Raw genomic sequence first — 19211 nt, forward strand, 5'->3', positions numbered from 1 at the left:
TCCTCATCTGATTTCGTCCATCCGGTTGTAGAATGGTTCCAGTGCACGTCCAAGCTCGATATAGATACTCATGATCTCCTGGTACTTCATATATACCGCTTCTTCAGGAACATATGCATCACTTTCCCCGACAAACTGTGCGGCTTCATCCAGACCCTTCATTTCACCAATGGCATACAGCCCAAGCAGACAGGCACCGAAGGCACTGGCTTCATATGATTTAGGCACCGTCAGCTGTTCACCGAACACGTCGGCCATAAGCTGTTTCCACATTTCACTTCTGGCGAAACCGCCGCTCGCCTTGATGCTGCCTACACTGTCCATCTGCTCGCGGAGTGCCAGGTATACGCTGTAGAGGTTGTAGACGACACCCTCCATCGCAGCACGGATCATGTGCTTCCGTTCATGTGACAAAGTGAGGCCGTAGAAGGAGCCGACGGCCTTGGCATTCCAGAGCGGTGCACGTTCCCCTGCAAGATAGGGGTGGAAGATGAGCCCGTTGCTCCCCGGCCTGACTTCCTTTGCCGCCTGTGTCATCACTTCGTACGGGTCCTTGCCGGAGGATGCCGCTTCATCGACTTCCTCCGTACACAGTTCGTCGCGGATCCACCTCAGGACGACGCCGCCATTGTTCACAGGCCCGCCGATGACATAGTGATCATCCGTCAGGTGGTAGCAGAACGTACGCATCTTCACATCCGTCCTCGGGGCATCGATGACCGTACGGATGGCCCCGCTCGTACCGATGGTGATCGCAATATCCCCCTTCTGGATGGCATTGACGCCAAGGTTCGCAAGCACTCCGTCACTTGCACCGGTGATGATCTTCGTCTTTTCAGCGATGCCGAGCTTTTCATGCATCCTGTTCAGGGATGGATACACCTTCGTCGTCCCGACGATATCCGGCAGCTGCGCCGTGTCCAGCCCGAGGATTTCAAGCACTTCCGCGTCCCACTGGGAAGTCTCCAGATTCATCATGCCCATGCTGCTCGCGATGGACTTGTCGACTTCATAGACACCGGTCAGATGATGCAGCACATATTCCTTGATGCCGACCACCTTGCCGATTTGGCTGTACAGCTCAGGATGTGCGTCCTTGAAATGAAGCAGCTTGATGAACGGACTCATCGGATGGATCGGCGTGCCGGTCCGCCTGTAGATTCCGACGCCGCGCTCCGTCCCCCATTCCTCTGCCACATCCTCACTGCGCCTATCGGCCCATGTGATGCATTCGGTCAGCCGGCTCCCCGACTTGTCGAGCAGGATCAGGCTGTGCATCGCAGATGAGCAGGAGATGAATTCGATGCTGTTGCCGCAGCGGTTGCGTTTGACGAGCAGTCTGATCGCCTCCATCGACTTCTCCAGAATCTCATCCGGATCCTGCTCTGCAATATGGACATCGGGCGTGTGGAGCGGGTAATGCTGCGTTTCCTTGTCTATGTATTCGCCGGTCACATTGAACAGCACCGCCTTGACTGCAGTCGTGCCGAGATCCAGACCCATCATATACTTCTTCATGTCGATTTCCCCTTCTTATTTCCTGTTACTTCTATTATATGGCTTTTTGGCTGTGTATACAAAAACCCCATGCACGGCATGGGGTCGTAACTTCATTCTATATGAAAATGCTGATGATGGCCACGACGGCAAAGCCTGTCAGACCGATGATGGTCTCCATGACCGTCCACGATTTCAGCGTCTCACCGGTGGTCATGCCGAAGAAACGGTTGACCAGCCAGAAGCCGGAGTCGTTGACGTGTGAGAGTACAGTCGCACCACTGGCAATGGAAATCGCAATCAGACCGAGTTCCGGCTGGCTGACCGGGCTGATGGAGATGATCGGTGCCATGAGGCCGGCGCCTGTAACCATCGCCACTGTTGCAGAGCCTTGGGCAACACGGACGAATGTCGTGATGACGAATGCAGCGACGACGAGCGGCAGACCGGCACCGACGACGAGGTTACCCATGACGTCACCGACACCACTCTGGATGAGGACTTCCTTGAAGACCCCGCCGGCACCGGTGATCAGGATGATGATACCTGCAGGTTCCAGCGCTTTCGTCGCAATGTCCTGCACTTCATCACGCGAGTAGCCGCGGCGTGTACCGAGCAGCATGAACGTCAGGACGACCGTGATGATCAGCGCCACAAACGGGTGACCGACGAATTGGATGCTTTCAGCAAACAGGTTTGTGGAGTCCTCTCCAACAATCGCACCTGTCACCGTATTGGCCAGAATAAGTACGAGCGGGATCAGGATGAGTGAGAATACGAGCTTGAAACTTGGCATGTCACGCTCTTCACGCATTGCACTGACTTCGTCATCCAGCTTCTGATAATCTGGAATGTCGAGATGAATCCTGCTTCCGATGAATTTACCGAATACCGGTCCAGCAAGGATCATCGCCGGGATACCCGCTGCGATACCGAATAGGATGACCCATCCGAGGTCCACCCCAAGCATGGCAGCCACCGTCATCGGACCCGGTGTCGGCGGTACGAAGCTGTGCGCCACCGCGAGACCTGCAAGCAGTGGAATACCATAGTACAACAGTGATTTCTTCGTCTTCATCGCAAGGGAATAGACGATCGGGATCAGGATGACCAGCGCCACATCCAGGAAGACCGGGATGGAGACGAGGAACCCTGTGAAGCCGAGCGCCCACTGCGAGCGGCTCTCCCCGAATTTGTTGATCAGTGTGAGTGCCAGGCGTTCGGCACCTCCGGATACTTTAAGCACTTCACCGAACATGGCACCAAGGCCGACGACGACGGCGATGAAGCCGAGCGTGCCGCCCATGCCCGATTCGATGACATCGATGATGTCCATCGGACTCATGCCCGTAGACAGGCCGATGAAGAGTGATGCGATAAGCAGGGAAACGAATGCGTGAAGCTTGACTTTCATGATCAGAAACAGCAGTAGTGCGATGCCGAGGACGGTCGCAATAATCAGCCACATTTCATTGGACATTATTTATACCCCTTTCATTTTTACCATTCTGCGATGCTGCCATCCTTGTGCTTCCATACCGGGTTCTTCCAGTTGTGTCCAATCAGGCTGCGTTCCCTGACATAGTCTTCATTGATGTCGATGCCAAGCCCCGGCTTCTCCAGCACTTCCACATGTCCATCCGTATATTCGAAGACGGAAGCGTCGGATACATAATCCAGGATGTCGTTCCCCTTATTGTAGTGGATGCCGAGGCTCTGTTCCTGGATGATGGCATTGTGGCATGTCGCATCGACCTGGATGCATGCCGCAAGCGCAATCGGGCCGAGGGGACAGTGTGGTGCAGCCGCCACGTCATGGGCTTCCGCCATGGACATGATCTTCTTGCACTCGGTGATGCCGCCGGCATGTGAGAGGTCCGGCTGGATGATATCGGCATATCCATCCTTCAGCAGCGTCTTGAACTGCCATTTCGAGAACATCCGCTCCCCTGTAGCAATCGGGATCGATGTATGCATCGCGATGTCCCGGAGGTTCTCATTGTTCTCGGGCAGGGCCGGTTCCTCTATGAACATCGGTCGGAACTGCTCCAGCTCCTTCGCCAGCACTTTTGCCATCGGCTTATGTACGCGGCCGTGGAAGTCGATGCCGATGCCGAAGTCCTTGCCGCACATCTCACGGATGGAGGCGACGCGCTCCAGCACATCGTCCACTTTGCTGTAGGAATCGATGTACTGCAGCTCTTCAGTCGCATTCATCTTCACAGCCGTTATGCCCTGGTCCTTCAGTTCGAGCGATGCTGCACCGACATCCTGCGGCCGGTCGCCGCCGACCCAGGAGTAGATTTTGATCCGCTCCCGTGCCTTACCGCCAAGCAGTTGATGGATCGGGGCATTGTAGTACTTGCCCTTGATGTCCCACAGTGCCTGGTCGATGCCCGCCAGGGCGCTCATCAGGATCGGGCCGCCCCGGTAGAAGCCTGCGCGGTACAATTCATTCCATAGACCTTCGATATTCATCGGATCCTTACCGATGATCGTGTCCATCAATTCTTCGACGGCAGCTTTGACCGTCGCTGCCTTGCCTTCTATGACCGGCTCCCCCCAGCCGACGAGCCCATCGTCCGTCTCGACTTTGAGGAAGAGCCATCTTGGCGGTACCGTAAACAGTTCGTAGCTTTTTATCTTCATTCTAGTCCACCTCGGTTTTCAGTTTCTGGACACGTTCGCCGATTTCTTCAAGCAGCGCATCATCGACTGTACGATTCGATGGTACCAAGGCAGAGTTGATGCCGACAGCCTGAGCCCCTGAATTCAGGTAGGCCCTAATGTTGTCCGGATTCACGCCCCCTGTCGGCAGCAATACCAGATCATCCATCGGTGCAAGCACATCCTTGATATAGGTTGCACCCAGCTGCCCAGCTGGGAAAACCTTGATCATCTTCGCTCCAGCCAGATAGGCCTCGTAGATTTCCGTCGGCGTATAGCACCCTGGAATATAGAGGACGCCTCTGGATTTGGCATATTGAAGCACCCGTTCACCGTATGCCGGGGAGAGCAGGAACTGGACGCCAATCGCTACACATTCCTTCGCAGCCTCCACAGTCAGCACCGTTCCGGCACCAAGAATGATTTCATCGCCGAACTTTTCTTTGAGCACTTTGAGCGTCTTCAATGAGTTTGGGGAATTGAGCGCCACTTCAATGACCCTGAAATTATTCTTTACGAGAGTGTCGACGATCTTCACCGCATCCTCCGTATTATAACCGCGCAGTATGCCTACCATCTTATGTTCCTTTATTCTGCCAAGTACTGTCATTGATATCCCACCTATCTTTTTACTTTTTCGTCTTCATCAGCGTCAATCATTGCTTCTATTGTGCCTCTTGAAGGGAACCCCTGGTAGTCTCCGATGAACTGGGTGATATAGCCGCCGAGGAAGCAGGCGGTGCGGATCATCCCTTCGGGCTCCCTGTCCTCCAGTATGCCTGAAACCACACCTGCTGCGAATGCATCCCCTGCACCTACCGGGTCGATCTCCTCGAACCGCTTCGGGTTTTCCACCCTGCCGCGGACGCCTTCCATATCATATAATGCACCTTCCCGGCCAAGCTTGATGATGATGTTGGCACAGCCGAAGCGCTTGAACTTATCCATCGCGGCATCGAAGTCCTGATGACCAAGCAGTATGTCGACTTCCTGCTTTCCGGCAATGAGGTAATCCACATGGGGAAGGAACTCAAGGATCGCCTTGCGGGCTTCTGCTTCCGTCCACATCTTGAGGCGGATATTCGGGTCAAATACCACCTTCACATCCTCATTGAGTGCTTCCACTACATTGAAGAGCATCTCTTTTGTCTGTCCACTCAATGAAAGCGTGATGCCGGTAATATAGAGCACCTTTGCCCCGTTGATCTTGTCCATGTCGATATCATCCAGCGTCATGCGGCTTGCGGCGGAATTTTCACGGTAGTATGTGACATCCACCGCTCCATCCGGCGATATCTGCTTGAAAAACACACCCGTACGGTCACCCGTCGTGCTGACTGAGGCCGTATCCACCTGCTCCGCCCTTACTTTATGCAGGATGAATTCTCCAAGTTCATCCTTGCCGAGTGCAGATATCCATGCGGTTTTATGCCCCAATCGGCTGAGGCCGATCAGCGTATTCGTTTCCGCCCCGGCAACGAACGGTTTGAATCCATCTGCATGCCTTATATACCCGGCCGGCTTATTCACCAATGCCACCATCGATTCTCCGATTGCCACTACATCCATTTTTCTGCGCCTCCTGTAAACCCTTGGGTTTCCGATATTTCCTTTGCCGCCTGTGTGACGATGCCTACAATTTCATCCCTTTTTGAAAGGACCCTCGGTTTTGATCCTGCACAGCTGATTGCTGCCGTCATTCCGCCATGATCTCCATATATCGGTGCGGATATGCAATAGACACCGAGGTCATTCTCCTCATCATCGATGGCATATCCCTGTTCACGGTATTCTGCCGTCTCTTTTTTGAGCACTTCGCGGTCCGTGATGGTCTTTTCGGTGTAGGCATCGAGCGGGATCGTTTCGAGCAGGGACATTCTGGTGTCACCGCTTTCAAAAGAAAGGAAAGCTTTGCCGAGGCCTGTGCAGTGCAGCGGTTTGCGCATGCCCGGCTGGGCGGTGGTGCGTGCCGAATCTTCACTGTCCACTTTCGCCAGATAGATGATTTCATCCGCAGAACGTATCGCAAGGAAGACCGTTTCGCCCGTCTTCATCGCCGCATCCCTCAGAATCTCGATGCTCGCGCTGTAGATGTCATTGCTCGTGCGTGCCTTGTTGCCTGCAATGATCAGCTTATGTCCAAGCTTATAGATGTTGCCTTCCGATTTATTCAAATAACCTTTATTGACCATCGTCAGAAGCAGCTGGGACATGCTGCTCTTTGGGATCCCCAATTCCTTTGAGAGTCCCATCTGGGAAATGCCTCCCTCAATCTTCGTCAGATATTCGATGATATCCAGTACCCTTTCCGCCGATTTGACCGACATGGCGTCACCTCGCTTTTACTTAAGTTCTTATATGTGAACTTCGTTCCTGTATATGAACTTAATGTTAATATAATATGTGCATTCCCTCCTGTCAATGAAAAATGTAAGGGTTTACATCATTTTTTCCAAATATAAAAAGCATCTGCTCCGCAATGGAACAGATGCTGTCAATTTGGATGGATATGCGTTGATATGATCAACTATACTTCGCACCGTACACTAAGGAGCCACGGCACGTCCTGCTCACCCCTATCTTACTGCCTGTGTTGCTTCCTGGCCATCCATGCTGGATACCGCATCCTTTGACGGGGCGGTACCGAAAGCGAAACTGCCCGCGATATAGATGAACAGATTGATGATGAGTCCCCATACGCCGCTGAAGATGCCGAGTGGCGTCAGGCCGGCAAATGTGAATACCGCTGCAACCAGTGCACCGGCGAGCATGCCGGCAAACACGGATTTAGCATGGCTCCGTTCCCAGTAGAGGCCGAGTATGATGGCCGGTGCCACCTGGACAAGGATTTCAAGCTTGAGGACGAAGACCTGATACAGTGTGCCGGGCGGGTTCCATGCGACCATCAGCAGGAATGCCACCGCGATGACACCGACGATCTTCCCGACCATTATCTTCTTGTTGTCGGAAGCCTCCTGATTGATGTACCGTCCGTATATATCCTTCGATACGATGGATGAGAATGTAAGCAGCACAGAGTCTGCAGTAGAGACGATGGCTGCAATGATTCCGCCGAACAGGAGCACCATCGCGATGTAGAAGATGATGTTCTCATTGGCGATGGCGCTGGCCATCATTCCGACAATCTGTTCTGATTCCTCCACGCTGAGGTCCGGGAAGGCGGTATAGGCAAGGATTCCGATGACGAATACGACACCCGCCGTCAAAAACGGCATCCATGCCATCTGCGTAAGGGACCGTTTGAGCGACCGTTCACTCTTGGCGGAGAAGATCCGCTGGATGGCATTCGGGTAGACTGCCGCCCCGATGCCGACGAGTATAAGGAAGTTTGTCCACCGGACCAGTCCACCGCCCTCCGGCACCCCGAGGTTCTCAGGAGAATATGTCCGGATGTAGTCTCCGGCCGCCGGGAGGCCGCCGAAGTAGACGATTGTGCCGATCAGCAGCATGAATACGCCGACGAGCAGCGCGATGCCCTGCATCGTATCCGTATAGGCGACCGAACGCATGCCGCCGAGCCAGCCGTATACCACCATGATGACGATGAAGAATATGACGCCTGCCTGATACGGCACCGTACCGCCCGTCAGTCCCGCAACACCCTGACCGATTGCAATCAGCTGCTCGAGCAGAAAGTTGCCCAGAGCATACAGCATGATGATTGCTGCGAGTATGGAGACGGCCTTCGATTTGAACTTCATCTCCAGCCAATCCACCGGTGTCACGATATTGTGCTTCTTGCTCAGCTTATACATCCTCGGTGCAAAAAGCAGGTAGACGAGGATGATCATGATGAAGAACGGTATGCTCACAAGGTTCGCATACCCAACGCGGTAGGCCTCAGCGGAATAGCCGATGACCGTATTGCCGCTGTATTGGGTGGCGAAGAAGGTGAAGAACAGGACCATCGTCCCGAGCCCCCTGCCCCCGAGGTAGTATTCTTCCATACTGCTATGTACGTTCCTGTTTCTCATATATGTTCCGACCCCGATCAGCAGCATGATGATGCCGTAGAACAGCATGATCAGAATCCCGGACGTCCCTGAAAACGCCAGTTCCATCTACTTCTCCCCCTCTCCTGATTCTTCTTCGTCCTCAACCTCCCAGTGGTACCGGATGACATATGTGATGTAGAGCGACAACACGACCGTCACTCCCATGATCACCAGTGCCCAGAGCGGTACGCCATAGACCAGCACCGGGTCTCCGGACGGGAAATACCAGGGATTCAACAGGATGAAAATGATGAGGAAGCCGATCCATATCCTGTAGTTCATGATCGGTTCTCGTGTTTTCTGCTTCATCTGCTCACCTTCCTTATGATTGGTTCCAGGCCCACTCCAGAGCGGATGCCAGGATATAATTACCGATACATTAACACTTCTACACAAAATATTCTACATTTTCTGAATTTTTATTTAATGAAATCGTTTACATTGTTGAATAATAAAAAACCCGGCATCTCAGCCGGGTCGATCATCGATATGAGTCTATAGGATTTCGGCGACAGGGGTATCTCCGCCGATGAGATAATAGAGCCTGTTCTCAGGTTTCGCATTGATGATTTCAACGAGTACGCTTGCGACATCCGCACGCGGTACTTCCCCGTAGCGTGTTTCCCCTTCATATTCATAGAAGTCCACCGAGCCTTTGCCGTCATCATTCGTCAGCCTTCCGGGCCGGAGGATGGTATATGGTACTCCGGATGCTTCAAGGTGCTCATCCGCACGGAATTTCGCATGCATGTATGGACGCATTGCATCATCCGCCTCTCTGGCTTTCTCTACACCCATGCCACTGACCATCACAAAGTGCTTCACACCATTTTCCTTGGCGAGATCGATCGATTCCATCGCACCTTCCTGGTCGATCAGGATCGTCTTGTCGGCACCCGTCTTCGCACCGGAACCAGCCGTGAACAGCACGAGGTCGATATCTTCAAAAGCATGCGAGAAATCCTGTTCCAGGTCGCCGATGACGGTCTTTATGCCCTTTTGATGCAGAGCCTCCGCCTGCGCTTCCTTGCGTACCATTGCGACCGGATCATGCTCGCTCTCCTTCAGTTTATCAACGACCATTCTGCCGATCTGGCCATTTGCGCCAATAACCAATATTCTCATTGCATGTTCGCCTCCTCGAATGTCTATGATTCCATGGTGCGCTTCATTCGGAAACAAATCAAATGGAATGCTTGCTACTCCGCTTCCATATATGTGGTGAGCCTGCCCAGCTGCTCGATTTCGACAGTGACCTCATCACCATCCTGAAGCCATGGCCGATGACCTTCTTCATGACCCATGGCGACGCCTTCCGGTGTTCCCGTGAGGATGACATCTCCCGGCTTCAGCGTCATATAGTGTGAAATATAGCTGACCAGCTTCTCGCACTTGAAGATCATGTCATTCGTATTGGAATCCTGCCGGACTTCTCCATTGACGCTGCAGCTGATTCGCAGTTTATTCGGATCCTCTATTTCATCCTGCGTGACGAGATACGGACCCAAAGGACAGAACCCATCCAGGTTCTTACCCAGCAGCCACTGCACGCTTCTGAACTGGAAGGCCCGTTCGGACAGGTCGTTCGCGGCACTGTAGCCGAATATGTAGTCTTCGGCATCTTCCTCGCTGATTTCCTTGGCTTCCCTGCCGATGATGATGGCAAGTTCGGCCTCATAATCCACCTGGGAAGCTTCAGATGGGATGCCGACCGTCTCCCCGTTTCCGGACAGGCTGTTCCTGTACTTGCTGAAGAGGATCGGATGCTCCGGTACCGGCATATTCGACTCTTCTGCATGTTTCCTATAGTTCAGGCCCACACAGATGATCTTTTCAGAACAGTCTATTGCGGGGCCCAGATCCACTTTGCGGGGGTCCAGGAAGAATTCACACTCCTCCTCGAGTGCAAACTGCAGAAACTCTTCCAACCCTTTATATCTTACAATGGCTTCGATCAATGTCGGATAGGAGCCTGAGATGTCCAGGACACCTTTTTTTGTCAGTACACCTGGTTTGAGTTTTCCATCACTATAAAAAGTCAAAAGCTTCATCCCAATTACCCCCATCAGTATATAATGTACCCAAGATTATATCACAATTTTCAAATAATTGATAAAATCAACAATACATTTCTCTATATTGGCAGGTGTGAACATCTACTTGAATCCTAAAGTATAGTGATGAAATGCATGATATAAACAAGTGTAATGCCAGTGAGCCCGGCTACGAATCCGCCAAGGGACCAGGCTTTGAGCGTTTGTGGAACCGTCAGATTACCAAACCTGTTCACAACCCAGAAACCGGAGTCGTTCGGCAATGAGAGACCGATTGCACCGGAACAGATGGCAAGGGCCAGAAGAACTGGTGAAACGGCAAGTTCTGCAACTTGAGGTCCGAGTATACTTGAAGTCGTGACAAGCGCCACTGTTGCAGACCCAAGTGATGCCCTGAGTATCTGGGTGAATATGAAAGCGAGGAGTAGAATATGTATATTCCAACTTGTCATCATTTCAATAAGGTAGTCTCCCATTCCACTCGCATTGATTACCGCTCCAAAAGCACCACCGGCGCCCGTGATCAGTAGGATACTCCCGGCATCCTGCATGGATTTATTGAATTGGACTTTGTATTCTCCGGCGATATACGGCTTTAGCACAAGCAATGACACGAGCACTGCGATGAGGAGCGCAACGTTCTTGTCACCGACAAACGCAAAGAATGCTGCCAGAGGGTTCTCCGGTATGAAGAGTTGCGCTACTGTATTGCTCAGTATCAGCACAATCGGTAACGCAATCAGACCGAACGAGAGGCTTTTGGTGATTTCTTTTCCATTTGGCCGTTCATCTGTTTCTTCTTGGACTTCTTCCATTTCATCTTCAATTTCTTCTGTCTTTATCCTTTTACCGATGAACATCCCGTAACCATACCCACCAACGAGTGTGGCGATGACTGCGACGAATATTCCCATCATCAGGAATATACCGAGGTCCACCCCGATATTCTCCGCCACAACAAGGGGGCCTGGTGTCGGAATGACCATGCTGTGTGAAACGATCAGTCCAACGGCTAAAGCGGTTACAAATGTGATTTTGGCGATCCCCGTTTTTTTGGTCAAACTTTTGATCACCTTGTTCAGGATGACAAATGCTGCATCAAAGAAGACGGGGATGGAAACTATGGACCCCGTCAGTGCCAATCCTGCCGGGGATTTCTTGACCCCTGTGATGGAAAGGATGCCTTCGGCAATCTTCTCCACTGCTCCTGATTTTGCCAGGAACTGCCCAAAGACAATTCCAAGTCCGATCAGTATACCTACTCCGGCCAATGTATTACCGAAGCCTTCTGCAATGATGGACGAGGCTTCAGCAATCGGTATCTGCACAGCCAAGGCAAGACCAAACGATGTGATCAACAATGCGATGAAGGGCTCCAGCTTAAATTTCAAAATCAGAAGAAACAGTACAGCCAGTGCCAAAATGAATAGTATCATCAACATACGCCTATTCTCCCCTATCCAATTTATTATATACGCTATACAATGTTTCTACGCCACCGACATTGCCTGGGAAGACGATGTAGGGCATATTTGGATACTTCGCTTCAGCCATCGTTTTCCATACAGGAATTCCTTTATCCGCTTGACCGAGTACCCGCGCTTTTCTCACATTAAGTCCGATCGTCGCCACATCACTTGATGTGATTCCACCTTTTGCAATGATGAACCTTGGCTTCACATCAAGTGTCGAGACGATTTCGACGAGGCTTTCCGAAATCCGCTTGGATATTTCAAGACTTTCAAACTTATCGTCAGTGCTGATCAGTTTACGGGAGGTATATATCACTACGTTCCTGCCGCCATTAATCTGCTCCTCGACATGCTTTCTGATGGTATGGATATATTCTTTCAGTTCTTCAGCATCCTTGACCCTGTCCACTTCGAATTCAAGGGGTATGATGCTTGAATGATCCAGCAGATGCTTGAGCTGCTGGGTCGTCTTCTCGACATGCGACCCGACAACGATGATGCCGCCATGTCCATCCTGTTTATCTGCAATTTCATCTGCTTGGAGTACCTCTCCTGGCGTCGCACAGATCGATTTCACAAAGGAGGCTGCCGTACGGAAGATGAATTTTCTGTCTTCCCTGTTGAGATAATCCATAAGCACAGAGGTGAAGAATGCAAGATCATTGTCATGGACTGCATCCACTACAACCGAATCGAAGTTCGACAATGAGTCAAAGAACTCGAGAAGCTGGGCATCGTCACACCCTCTCAACATATCGAGGTCGATATGCTTCACTTCATCAACGGACACTGCCCCTTCACTCTTCTCTGCGACATACCCGGCCATTGTTCCAGCACTGAATCCGAATGTCGAATCGTTTGCGAATTCACTCTCATTTACAGGAACGAACTGGTCACCTTCCTGCAGGTAATGCACGCCACCGTAAGTATAACGGCCGCCTTCGAAGAAGGCTGGTATATGAAATACCGCATCAAATCCGCCTTCGCTGGCTTCATCTATCGTTTTAGGCTCTATATATGAATGTCCCCTCAATGTGGAATCACCCCTGCTGATTACAAGGTAGGGCTGCTCGAGCTCTTTTGAAACTTTATCAAGAACTTCGATAATATCCTTGTGTACAGCAATCGTCTTCTCCTCGGTAAATGCCCTTGAGTTGGTCATGATGTAGAACATGTTGTTGTCCGACATGAACCCGTCCCTGACCAGTGCTTCGTCCCAAGCAGTGTAGACGTTCAGGTCTTTGACCGTCTGAGTACCCGTCGGATCATCATCGAGCACGACCACTTTATAGTTAAAGTTTTCGAAATCCCTTTCCGGATTGCAGTCCGGAACGTCTTTAAGAAGCTCTTTATCCATCATATTCACCTACCTCCCATTTATTCTTTCGATATACTTGATGATTCCTGAATGGTCGTTCATTCCGTTTCCATTTATGATTTCGGATTTATACATTTCCTTGACCATATTCGTCAATGGGAGGGTGATCTGTTCCTGGTCGCTTGTTGAAGTCACATTATGGAGATCTTTGAAATTGATGTTGATTGTACCGCCCGCCTTATAATCCTCATCAATCATTTTAGGAAACTTCGCTTCCATGACATTCGAACCGGCCAGGCCGTTCCTGATTGCCTCAAACATGGCTTCAAGGTCTATATCAAAGTTTTTGGCCAGTACGACAGCTTCTGCCAGCGCTGCAATATTCGTGTTGACGATAATCTGGTTGGCAAGTTTTACGGTACTTCCCGCTCCAACATCACCCACCCTGATGACTGATTTGGACATCGGCTCAACGACTGCTTTCAAACTGTTAAAGTGGTCCGCACTGCACCCCATCATCACTGACAGTTCACCGGTTATCGCCAACGGCTCTCCGCCACTGACAGGTGCATCAGCAAAAATGACGTGCTTCGCTTCGAGAATCCCGTTGATTTCAATGGAATCCGTTGGAGCCAAAGAGCTCATATCAATGACCATCTGTCCTTCTTTAAGATGTGGATACAGTGCATCCTCAGATTTGAACAGCACCTCTTTCACTATGGCACCATTGGGCAGCATCGTTATGATGGCATCCGCACGCTCTGCCATCTCCTGCAGAGAACCCACAGATGTAGCACCCTGTTCCACCACCCGTGCTTCCGCCTCCTTGTTTACATCATTTACAAACACTGTATGCCTATGACCCAATAAGTTCTTGACCATTGGTGCGCCCATGATCCCCAGGCCGATAAAACCAATATTCACAATAATCTCTCCTTTGAAAACGTTTACTGAACTTATTGTATACTAAAATATTATAAATGTATACATTTAAAAGCGGGATATTTACTGTATAATGATTTTCGAGGTGGGAACTATGAGTAGAAATATATCTTTATATGAAAAGATCCGGGAAGACATCCTTAACCGGCGGTTCGATGAAGAGGAAAAGTTGACCGAAGTGAAATTGGCCAAACTCTATGGTGTCAGCAGGACACCAATCAGAGAGGTGCTCAAACAACTTGAGTTCGAGTATCTGATCAAAAATGGACATATATATAAACCTTCTCCAGAAGACTACAGAAACCTCTTCGAGATGCGTATCCTGATTGAAACACATGCTGTAGAGAAAGCTGTGCTGCTTTATGGAAAAGAAGATATGAATGCTCTAAAGCAATCAATAGAAAGGGCAAAGGAAGGACCGGAAGAAGAAACCTTGTCGGCTAATAAATTCTTCCATGAAAAACTGGTGGAAGCCATCCGGAACCCGTTCCTCTCGGAAACATATGAGCGGCTCAATTCGGTCATCTACTTCTTCAGTAGAACAGTAGTGGAAAAACAGCGGCCGAACCTCATTGAAGAGCACGAGGAAGTTGTGGAGGCGATCGAGGAGCGTAATGGAGAGAAGGCAAAGAGGCTTATCCGCCTACATCTGGAAAAGGACCTTGAGTTTACCCTCTATTATATGTAAAAGGGGCCGGAATTAAATTCCGGCCCCTTCTTCTTAAATCTTCATCTATTTCAAGTTCTGTTGCGACATATGCTTCTCGGCACTCTCATGACGACCGTAGACGAAATGGAATATACCCATCGCAATGAGCACGGAAATGACGAGGAACTGATAGAGCCCGCCATAACCGAGTGATGGAACAAGGAATCCAAGGAAGAATGGCCCAAATCCCAAGCCTATTTCAAGCATGATGAAATATGTGCTGGTCGCAAGCCCTACGTTCTCCCGGGAAGCCAGGTTGACACAGACAGTCTGGGCAATGGACTGGAAGTTTCCGTAACCGAAACCGATGAGGACGCTGGAAGCCAGGAGGACCAGCCCCGTCGTGGCACTTCCAAGCATGAAGAATCCTATTGCCATCAGTATGAATGCAGGATACAGGACGATGTTGGCGCCTTTCTGGTCCATCAGTTTACCTGTAAATGGACGCGTCAATGTAATGGATACTGCATAGACGATGAAGAAGAAACTTGCTGCAGTCACGAGATTCACTTCCTGTGCATACATGTTCAGGAAGGACAGCACGCCTGCGTACGCAAGGCCCATGAATAGAATTGAGAAGCCCATCGGCAGTGCATCGCGGTCGACCATCTTGAAACCCTTTACAGTCGGCTTCATTGGACGTTTGATGTTGTTCGTGCGGATCATCGGAATGGTCATGGCCACAATCAGCACCAGCACTAAAACAATCAGCAGCATCATGCTGTATGGAATCATACCTGCCAACAGGAAACCGAGAAATGGGCCGATTGCCGAGCCGAGTACAAAACTCAGGCTGAAGTAGCTGATGCCCTCTCCCCTGCGATTTTCAGGAACTGATATGGTCGCCAGTGTATTGAGTGCAGTACTGATCAGACCGGTCGCAAAACCATTGAGGAAACGCGTGATGATGAGCAGCGACAAGCCGCCATCAATGAAATAAAGGACATATGTTGCAAAGAACATGATTGTTCCTATATATAGGAGGCGCCGTGCCCCCAAGCGGTTGATCTGCTGACCGGTCAGCGCACGTCCCACGAGAACCCCTATTATGAAAATGCTTGCTACGAGACCCGCCGTGCTCGCGGAAGCATTGTAATTGTCGATTGCAAAACTCCCAATCGTGACCATTGAGACATACATGGCGAACATGATGATGAAATGGTACATGAATATGACGATAAATTCCTTTGTCCAGATTCCATCATTTGAATAATCTTTATTCTGCAAAGCAGCACACCTCCCTATATATTCATTCTTCTGAGTGACATGATCAATTCTTCGACCTCTTCGATTTCAAAATCCTCCAGCACCTCCCGCTGCATATGATTCATCTTATCGCTGACTTCGTCAAAAAGATGCTTTCCTTTTTCCGTCATCGTCAAATACTTGATGCGGCGATCCTCACCCGGGGTGGACTCGATAAGATCGAGTTCAAGCAGATGCTTGATCACTTTCGTCGCCGTAGGCTTCTCGATTCCCCGCCGCCGGCTCACATCGACGGAAGTCGTCTTGCCTTTCTTTGCGATGTCCTTCAGTATCAGCCACTGTGAGCTGTAGAGATTATAAGTAGACAGGATGCTGTTTGCCCGATTGATATAAGGGCGGTGTATTGCCATATAGGCATCAAAAAATTCCTGTTCGATACGCACCGGATCACTCCTTTGGTTAGTTAGACTAACTAATTATATGGGGTATCTGTAATCAAGTCAATGAGTGTAAACGGTTACTTCAAATAAGATTTCCATTGGAAACGTTTACTTATACATCATTAAAAAAACCGGCTCATTTGCCGGTTATCTTTCCATTATCTCACCTTTAAAATTGTATATCGGATATTTTCTGGGCGCTTCATTTTGAAGACTTCCCATAACATTCCTATAGGCTTCTTCTGCAATTTCATCAATCGGTTGGGCAATGGTTGTGATTTCCGGGCGGTACACCCCGGCAAGTGGAAGGTCATCGATTGCCACAAGATGATTGTTCGTCTCGAGATCCAGATCATGGTTGTTTGCATATTTCAGAAAGGCCATCAGTGCAAAGTCATTCGCCAGTACTACGCTTGCCGCTTCTCCACTTTTGAACTCCGCTTCCACCTTTTCATACAATGATTCGTTGGTGGCGGTGATGACATGATGGGGCACGCCCATCTTCCCTACAATCTCCCTGAATGCCGCAAGCCGTTCAATCCGAGGGGTGAGTGACATGTCATCCGAGGCACCTATATAGTAGAAAGTCTCCGCTCCCCTCCCCTTCAAGTAATCGACCGCCAGGGAAATCGCATGATGATTATCCAGCTTGAATGCAGGGATATCTATATTTTCCACATACCGGTCGATGAATACGATCGGAAACTGCTGGGCGGCGAGTTTCCGATAGAGGTCGTCATTCCCCCGCGTCGGCATGATGATGAGTCCATCCACCTGCTTCTCAAGGAGACCATCAATATACTTCCGCTCCTTCTTTGGATCGTCATCAGCATTGCAAATGATGAGGTTGTAGCCATCCCGGTCGCAATAATCTTCAATTTTTCTCGTTACGCTGACTGCAAAATGGTGCAGTATATTCGAGACGATGATGCCGATGGTCTTCGTGGAGGCACTCTTCAAGTTTCTTGCCATATAGTTGGGCCGGTAGCCAAGGGCTTCCACTGCTTCCGCGACACGCTCCTTCGTCTCCTCCCCCATATAATGGTAGCGCCCATTCAGATACTGGGAAACGGTGCTCGTGGAGACGCCCGCTTCCTGTGCAACATCTTTAATTGTCACCTTTTTCATGATATAATACCCCTAACTACTAAATCGTTTTAGTAAATTGTTTATTACTATTTAATGTATAGTTAAAGTAATGGACAGTCAAGACATTTGAGGAGGACAATACCAATGAAGAAATTTGATGTTCTGAACGAAATCCGTGAAAACTACCTGATTGCAGTTGTGCGTGGAAAAGGTTTCGAGGATACGGTGAAGATGGTCGAAAACATCATCGAAGGTGGAATCAAAAATATAGAAATCACCTACACGACACCGAAGGCAAGTGAGCTGATCGAGCATTTCGCAACTAACAGTGAAGCATGTGTGGGTGCAGGCACGGTCATGTCGCGGGAGACTGCGGATGAAGCGATCAGGCGGGGCGCACAGTATATCGTCAGCCCGCACTTCGACAAGGATGTCGCAGCCCTCTGCAACCTGAATCAGATCCCCTACCTGCCTGGATGTGCGACGGCGACGGAAGTCGCAGAAGCGATGAAAGCCGGCGTGGATGTCATCAAGATCTTCCCTGGCGGTGTGCTCGGTGCGTCATTCATCAAGGACATCAAAGGACCGATGCCGCATGCAAACCTTATGCCTTCCGGGGGCGTCAACAAGGAGAACATGGCTGATTGGATGGAGAACGGAGCTTTCGCCATCGGCATCGGCAGTGCACTCGCCAAAGGTTATGATGGTTCGAACCCGGAAGTCGTCAAAGAAAACACTGAATCATTCGTCGCCACATATCAGAAAGCATTGAAAGGGGAATAGGCATGAAATTCATTACATTCGGGGAAATCATGATGCGTCTGAGCACGGATCCATCGGACACTTTCAGAACGGCCGATCAAATGAATGTCAACATCGGCGGCAGTGAAATGAATGTTGCAATGAGCCTCGCCGCCTCAGGTGTGGATACTGCAATGATCACTTCCCTGCCTGACAATGCCTTTGGCAGGCGTACGCTCTCCCTTTTGAAGAGCAACGATGTGGAGACGCGTCATATCCGGACGGGCGGCCAGCGGATGGGGACATACTTCCTCGAACAGGGGTTCAACATCCGCTCCTCCTCCGTCATCTATGACCGCAAATACTCAAGCTTCGAGCAGTCGACAGTTGAAGACTATGATTTCAAGACGGCATTCGAAGGATATGACTGGTTCCATTTCAGCGGCATCACCCCTGCCCTCAACACAGAACTCCAGAAGGTGCTGCTCCGGGCAGTGGAGACGGCTAAAGAGATGGGACTTAAAATCAGTGCCGACCTCAATTTCAGGGGCAACCTCTGGTCCTTTGACGAAGCACGGTCTACGATGCCGCAGTTCATCAAACATTGTGATGTGATCTTCGGATATGAGCCGCTCGAGCTGAAGGAAGACGGCAAAGAGGTCAAGGATGGCCTTGAACGCAACCCGGATGCCGATACCCTGGCTCCGATACTTGAAAAGCTGCATACTGCATATGATATAGAATATATTGCATTCACACAGCGCACCGTCGTCCATTCCAACAGGAACATCATCAAGGGGATGCTGTCTTCAAAGGATGGTATCAGGGAGACGGACGCCTATGAAGTGGAGATACTCGACCGGATCGGTACGGGTGACGCCTTCACTGCAGGTGTCATCCATGGACTGATGAATGGTCTTGGAGAACAGGACATCCTGCAGAATGCACTCGGAAATATGCTGTACAAGCATACGATCAGCGGGGATTTCGCCACAGAGGATATATCGAAGATGGCGGATGTGCTCGATGCAACACGAGAAGTGAAGAGGTAGAAATGAAA

Annotated in this window: 19 protein-coding genes; 3 read left to right on the forward strand and 16 right to left on the reverse strand. The window is 50.3% G+C overall.

Features of this window, described 5'->3' with window-relative positions; genetic code table 11:
- Positions 1-3 precede the first annotated feature (3 nt).
- The 13 genes from gntK to EDC33_RS08405 form a co-directional block, all read right to left on the reverse strand.
- Positions 4-1518, reverse strand: coding sequence for a gluconokinase (gntK, locus tag EDC33_RS08345; RefSeq protein ID WP_124010831.1), 1515 nt, complete (start codon positions 1516-1518; stop codon positions 4-6).
- 97 nt (positions 1519-1615) lie between these two features.
- The gene (locus EDC33_RS08350) at positions 1616-2977 is read right to left on the reverse strand and encodes a GntT/GntP/DsdX family permease (RefSeq protein ID WP_124010832.1); all 1362 of its coding nucleotides are present in this window, start codon (positions 2975-2977) and stop codon (positions 1616-1618) included.
- A 20-nt stretch (positions 2978-2997) separates the two neighbouring features.
- Entirely contained in the window at positions 2998-4146 is a 1149-nt protein-coding gene (dgoD, locus tag EDC33_RS08355) for a galactonate dehydratase (protein WP_124010833.1), read from the reverse strand.
- A 1-nt stretch (position 4147) separates the two neighbouring features.
- On the reverse strand, positions 4148-4774 hold the full coding sequence (locus EDC33_RS08360; protein WP_124010834.1) for a bifunctional 4-hydroxy-2-oxoglutarate aldolase/2-dehydro-3-deoxy-phosphogluconate aldolase: 627 nt from the start codon (positions 4772-4774) through the stop codon (positions 4148-4150).
- Between the two features lie 11 nt (positions 4775-4785).
- Complete coding sequence (locus EDC33_RS08365) at positions 4786-5733, reverse strand: sugar kinase (RefSeq protein WP_124010835.1); 948 nt, start codon at positions 5731-5733, stop codon at positions 4786-4788.
- Positions 5724-6491 carry an IclR family transcriptional regulator gene (locus EDC33_RS08370; RefSeq protein WP_124010836.1) on the reverse strand — a complete coding sequence of 256 codons (768 nt, stop codon included), beginning with the start codon at positions 6489-6491 and terminating at the stop codon, positions 5724-5726. Before EDC33_RS08370 ends, EDC33_RS08365 begins: the two co-directional genes overlap by 10 nt.
- 249 nt (positions 6492-6740) lie before the next feature.
- A complete protein-coding gene (locus EDC33_RS08375; RefSeq protein ID WP_124010837.1) occupies positions 6741-8246 on the reverse strand; it encodes a sodium:solute symporter family protein in 1506 nt (501 codons plus the stop codon).
- Positions 8247-8489, reverse strand: a complete 243-nt coding sequence (locus tag EDC33_RS08380) for a hypothetical protein (protein WP_031545778.1) — start codon at positions 8487-8489, stop codon at positions 8247-8249. It abuts the gene before it with no gap.
- Positions 8490-8675: 186 nt separating this feature from the next.
- Positions 8676-9305 (reverse strand): SDR family oxidoreductase, encoded by a 630-nt coding sequence (locus EDC33_RS08385; RefSeq protein ID WP_124010838.1) that lies wholly within the window; start codon positions 9303-9305, stop codon positions 8676-8678.
- Between the two features lie 74 nt (positions 9306-9379).
- Entirely contained in the window at positions 9380-10231 is an 852-nt protein-coding gene (locus EDC33_RS08390) for a fumarylacetoacetate hydrolase family protein (protein WP_124010839.1), read from the reverse strand.
- 116 nt (positions 10232-10347) lie between these two features.
- Positions 10348-11676: a GntP family permease gene (locus tag EDC33_RS08395; RefSeq protein ID WP_124010840.1), complete on the reverse strand. Its 1329-nt coding sequence runs from the start codon at positions 11674-11676 to the stop codon at positions 10348-10350.
- 4 nt (positions 11677-11680) lie between these two features.
- Positions 11681-13066, reverse strand: a complete 1386-nt coding sequence (locus EDC33_RS08400; protein ID WP_229716698.1) for a four-carbon acid sugar kinase family protein — start codon at positions 13064-13066, stop codon at positions 11681-11683.
- Between the two features lie 6 nt (positions 13067-13072).
- Entirely contained in the window at positions 13073-13948 is an 876-nt protein-coding gene (locus tag EDC33_RS08405; RefSeq protein ID WP_124010841.1) for an NAD(P)-binding domain-containing protein, read from the reverse strand.
- Between the two features lie 112 nt (positions 13949-14060).
- Between EDC33_RS08405 and EDC33_RS08410 the strand changes: the two genes are divergently transcribed.
- Entirely contained in the window at positions 14061-14654 is a 594-nt protein-coding gene (locus tag EDC33_RS08410) for a GntR family transcriptional regulator (protein WP_124010842.1), read from the forward strand.
- Between the two features lie 45 nt (positions 14655-14699).
- Here EDC33_RS08410 and EDC33_RS08415 read toward each other — a convergent pair whose 3' ends face one another.
- From EDC33_RS08415 to EDC33_RS08425, 3 genes are all read right to left on the reverse strand, one after another.
- On the reverse strand, positions 14700-15902 hold the full coding sequence (locus EDC33_RS08415) for an MFS transporter (protein ID WP_229716697.1): 1203 nt from the start codon (positions 15900-15902) through the stop codon (positions 14700-14702).
- A gap of 14 nt (positions 15903-15916) precedes the next feature.
- The gene (locus tag EDC33_RS08420) at positions 15917-16324 is read right to left on the reverse strand and encodes a MarR family winged helix-turn-helix transcriptional regulator (RefSeq protein WP_124010843.1); all 408 of its coding nucleotides are present in this window, start codon (positions 16322-16324) and stop codon (positions 15917-15919) included.
- Positions 16325-16468: 144 nt separating this feature from the next.
- Positions 16469-17449 (reverse strand): LacI family DNA-binding transcriptional regulator, encoded by a 981-nt coding sequence (locus EDC33_RS08425; RefSeq protein WP_124010844.1) that lies wholly within the window; start codon positions 17447-17449, stop codon positions 16469-16471.
- Between the two features lie 105 nt (positions 17450-17554).
- Here EDC33_RS08425 and EDC33_RS08430 point away from each other — a divergent pair, with 105 nt between their 5' ends.
- The gene (locus EDC33_RS08430) at positions 17555-18193 is read left to right on the forward strand and encodes a bifunctional 2-keto-4-hydroxyglutarate aldolase/2-keto-3-deoxy-6-phosphogluconate aldolase (protein WP_094906176.1); all 639 of its coding nucleotides are present in this window, start codon (positions 17555-17557) and stop codon (positions 18191-18193) included.
- 2 nt (positions 18194-18195) lie between these two features.
- Positions 18196-19203, forward strand: a complete 1008-nt coding sequence (locus EDC33_RS08435) for a sugar kinase (protein WP_124010845.1) — start codon at positions 18196-18198, stop codon at positions 19201-19203.
- Positions 19204-19211 lie beyond the last annotated feature (8 nt).

The sequence above is a fragment of the Salinicoccus roseus genome (genome assembly GCF_003814515.1).
GTDB lineage: Bacteria > Bacillota > Bacilli > Staphylococcales > Salinicoccaceae > Salinicoccus > Salinicoccus roseus.

What these genes read in the sequence shown, in the direction of transcription:
- EDC33_RS08400 (WP_229716698.1), bottom strand. Translation starts at nt 13,066, where the DNA reads ATGATGGATAAAGAGCTTCTTAAAGACGTTCCGGACTGCAATCCGGAA.
- EDC33_RS08360 (WP_124010834.1), bottom strand. Translation starts at nt 4,774, where the DNA reads ATGACAGTACTTGGCAGAATAAAGGAACATAAGATGGTAGGCATACTG.
- EDC33_RS08350 (WP_124010832.1), bottom strand. Translation starts at nt 2,977, where the DNA reads ATGTCCAATGAAATGTGGCTGATTATTGCGACCGTCCTCGGCATCGCA.
- EDC33_RS08410 (WP_124010842.1), top strand. Translation starts at nt 14,061, where the DNA reads ATGAGTAGAAATATATCTTTATATGAAAAGATCCGGGAAGACATCCTT.
- EDC33_RS08435 (WP_124010845.1), top strand. Translation starts at nt 18,196, where the DNA reads ATGAAATTCATTACATTCGGGGAAATCATGATGCGTCTGAGCACGGAT.
- EDC33_RS08380 (WP_031545778.1), bottom strand. Translation starts at nt 8,489, where the DNA reads ATGAAGCAGAAAACACGAGAACCGATCATGAACTACAGGATATGGATC.
- EDC33_RS08425 (WP_124010844.1), bottom strand. Translation starts at nt 17,449, where the DNA reads ATGAAAAAGGTGACAATTAAAGATGTTGCACAGGAAGCGGGCGTCTCC.
- EDC33_RS08365 (WP_124010835.1), bottom strand. Translation starts at nt 5,733, where the DNA reads ATGGATGTAGTGGCAATCGGAGAATCGATGGTGGCATTGGTGAATAAG.
- EDC33_RS08430 (WP_094906176.1), top strand. Translation starts at nt 17,555, where the DNA reads ATGAAGAAATTTGATGTTCTGAACGAAATCCGTGAAAACTACCTGATT.
- EDC33_RS08395 (WP_124010840.1), bottom strand. Translation starts at nt 11,676, where the DNA reads ATGTTGATGATACTATTCATTTTGGCACTGGCTGTACTGTTTCTTCTG.
- EDC33_RS08370 (WP_124010836.1), bottom strand. Translation starts at nt 6,491, where the DNA reads ATGTCGGTCAAATCGGCGGAAAGGGTACTGGATATCATCGAATATCTG.
- gntK (WP_124010831.1), bottom strand. Translation starts at nt 1,518, where the DNA reads ATGAAGAAGTATATGATGGGTCTGGATCTCGGCACGACTGCAGTCAAG.
- EDC33_RS08390 (WP_124010839.1), bottom strand. Translation starts at nt 10,231, where the DNA reads ATGAAGCTTTTGACTTTTTATAGTGATGGAAAACTCAAACCAGGTGTA.
- EDC33_RS08375 (WP_124010837.1), bottom strand. Translation starts at nt 8,246, where the DNA reads ATGGAACTGGCGTTTTCAGGGACGTCCGGGATTCTGATCATGCTGTTC.
- dgoD (WP_124010833.1), bottom strand. Translation starts at nt 4,146, where the DNA reads ATGAAGATAAAAAGCTACGAACTGTTTACGGTACCGCCAAGATGGCTC.
- EDC33_RS08385 (WP_124010838.1), bottom strand. Translation starts at nt 9,305, where the DNA reads ATGAGAATATTGGTTATTGGCGCAAATGGCCAGATCGGCAGAATGGTC.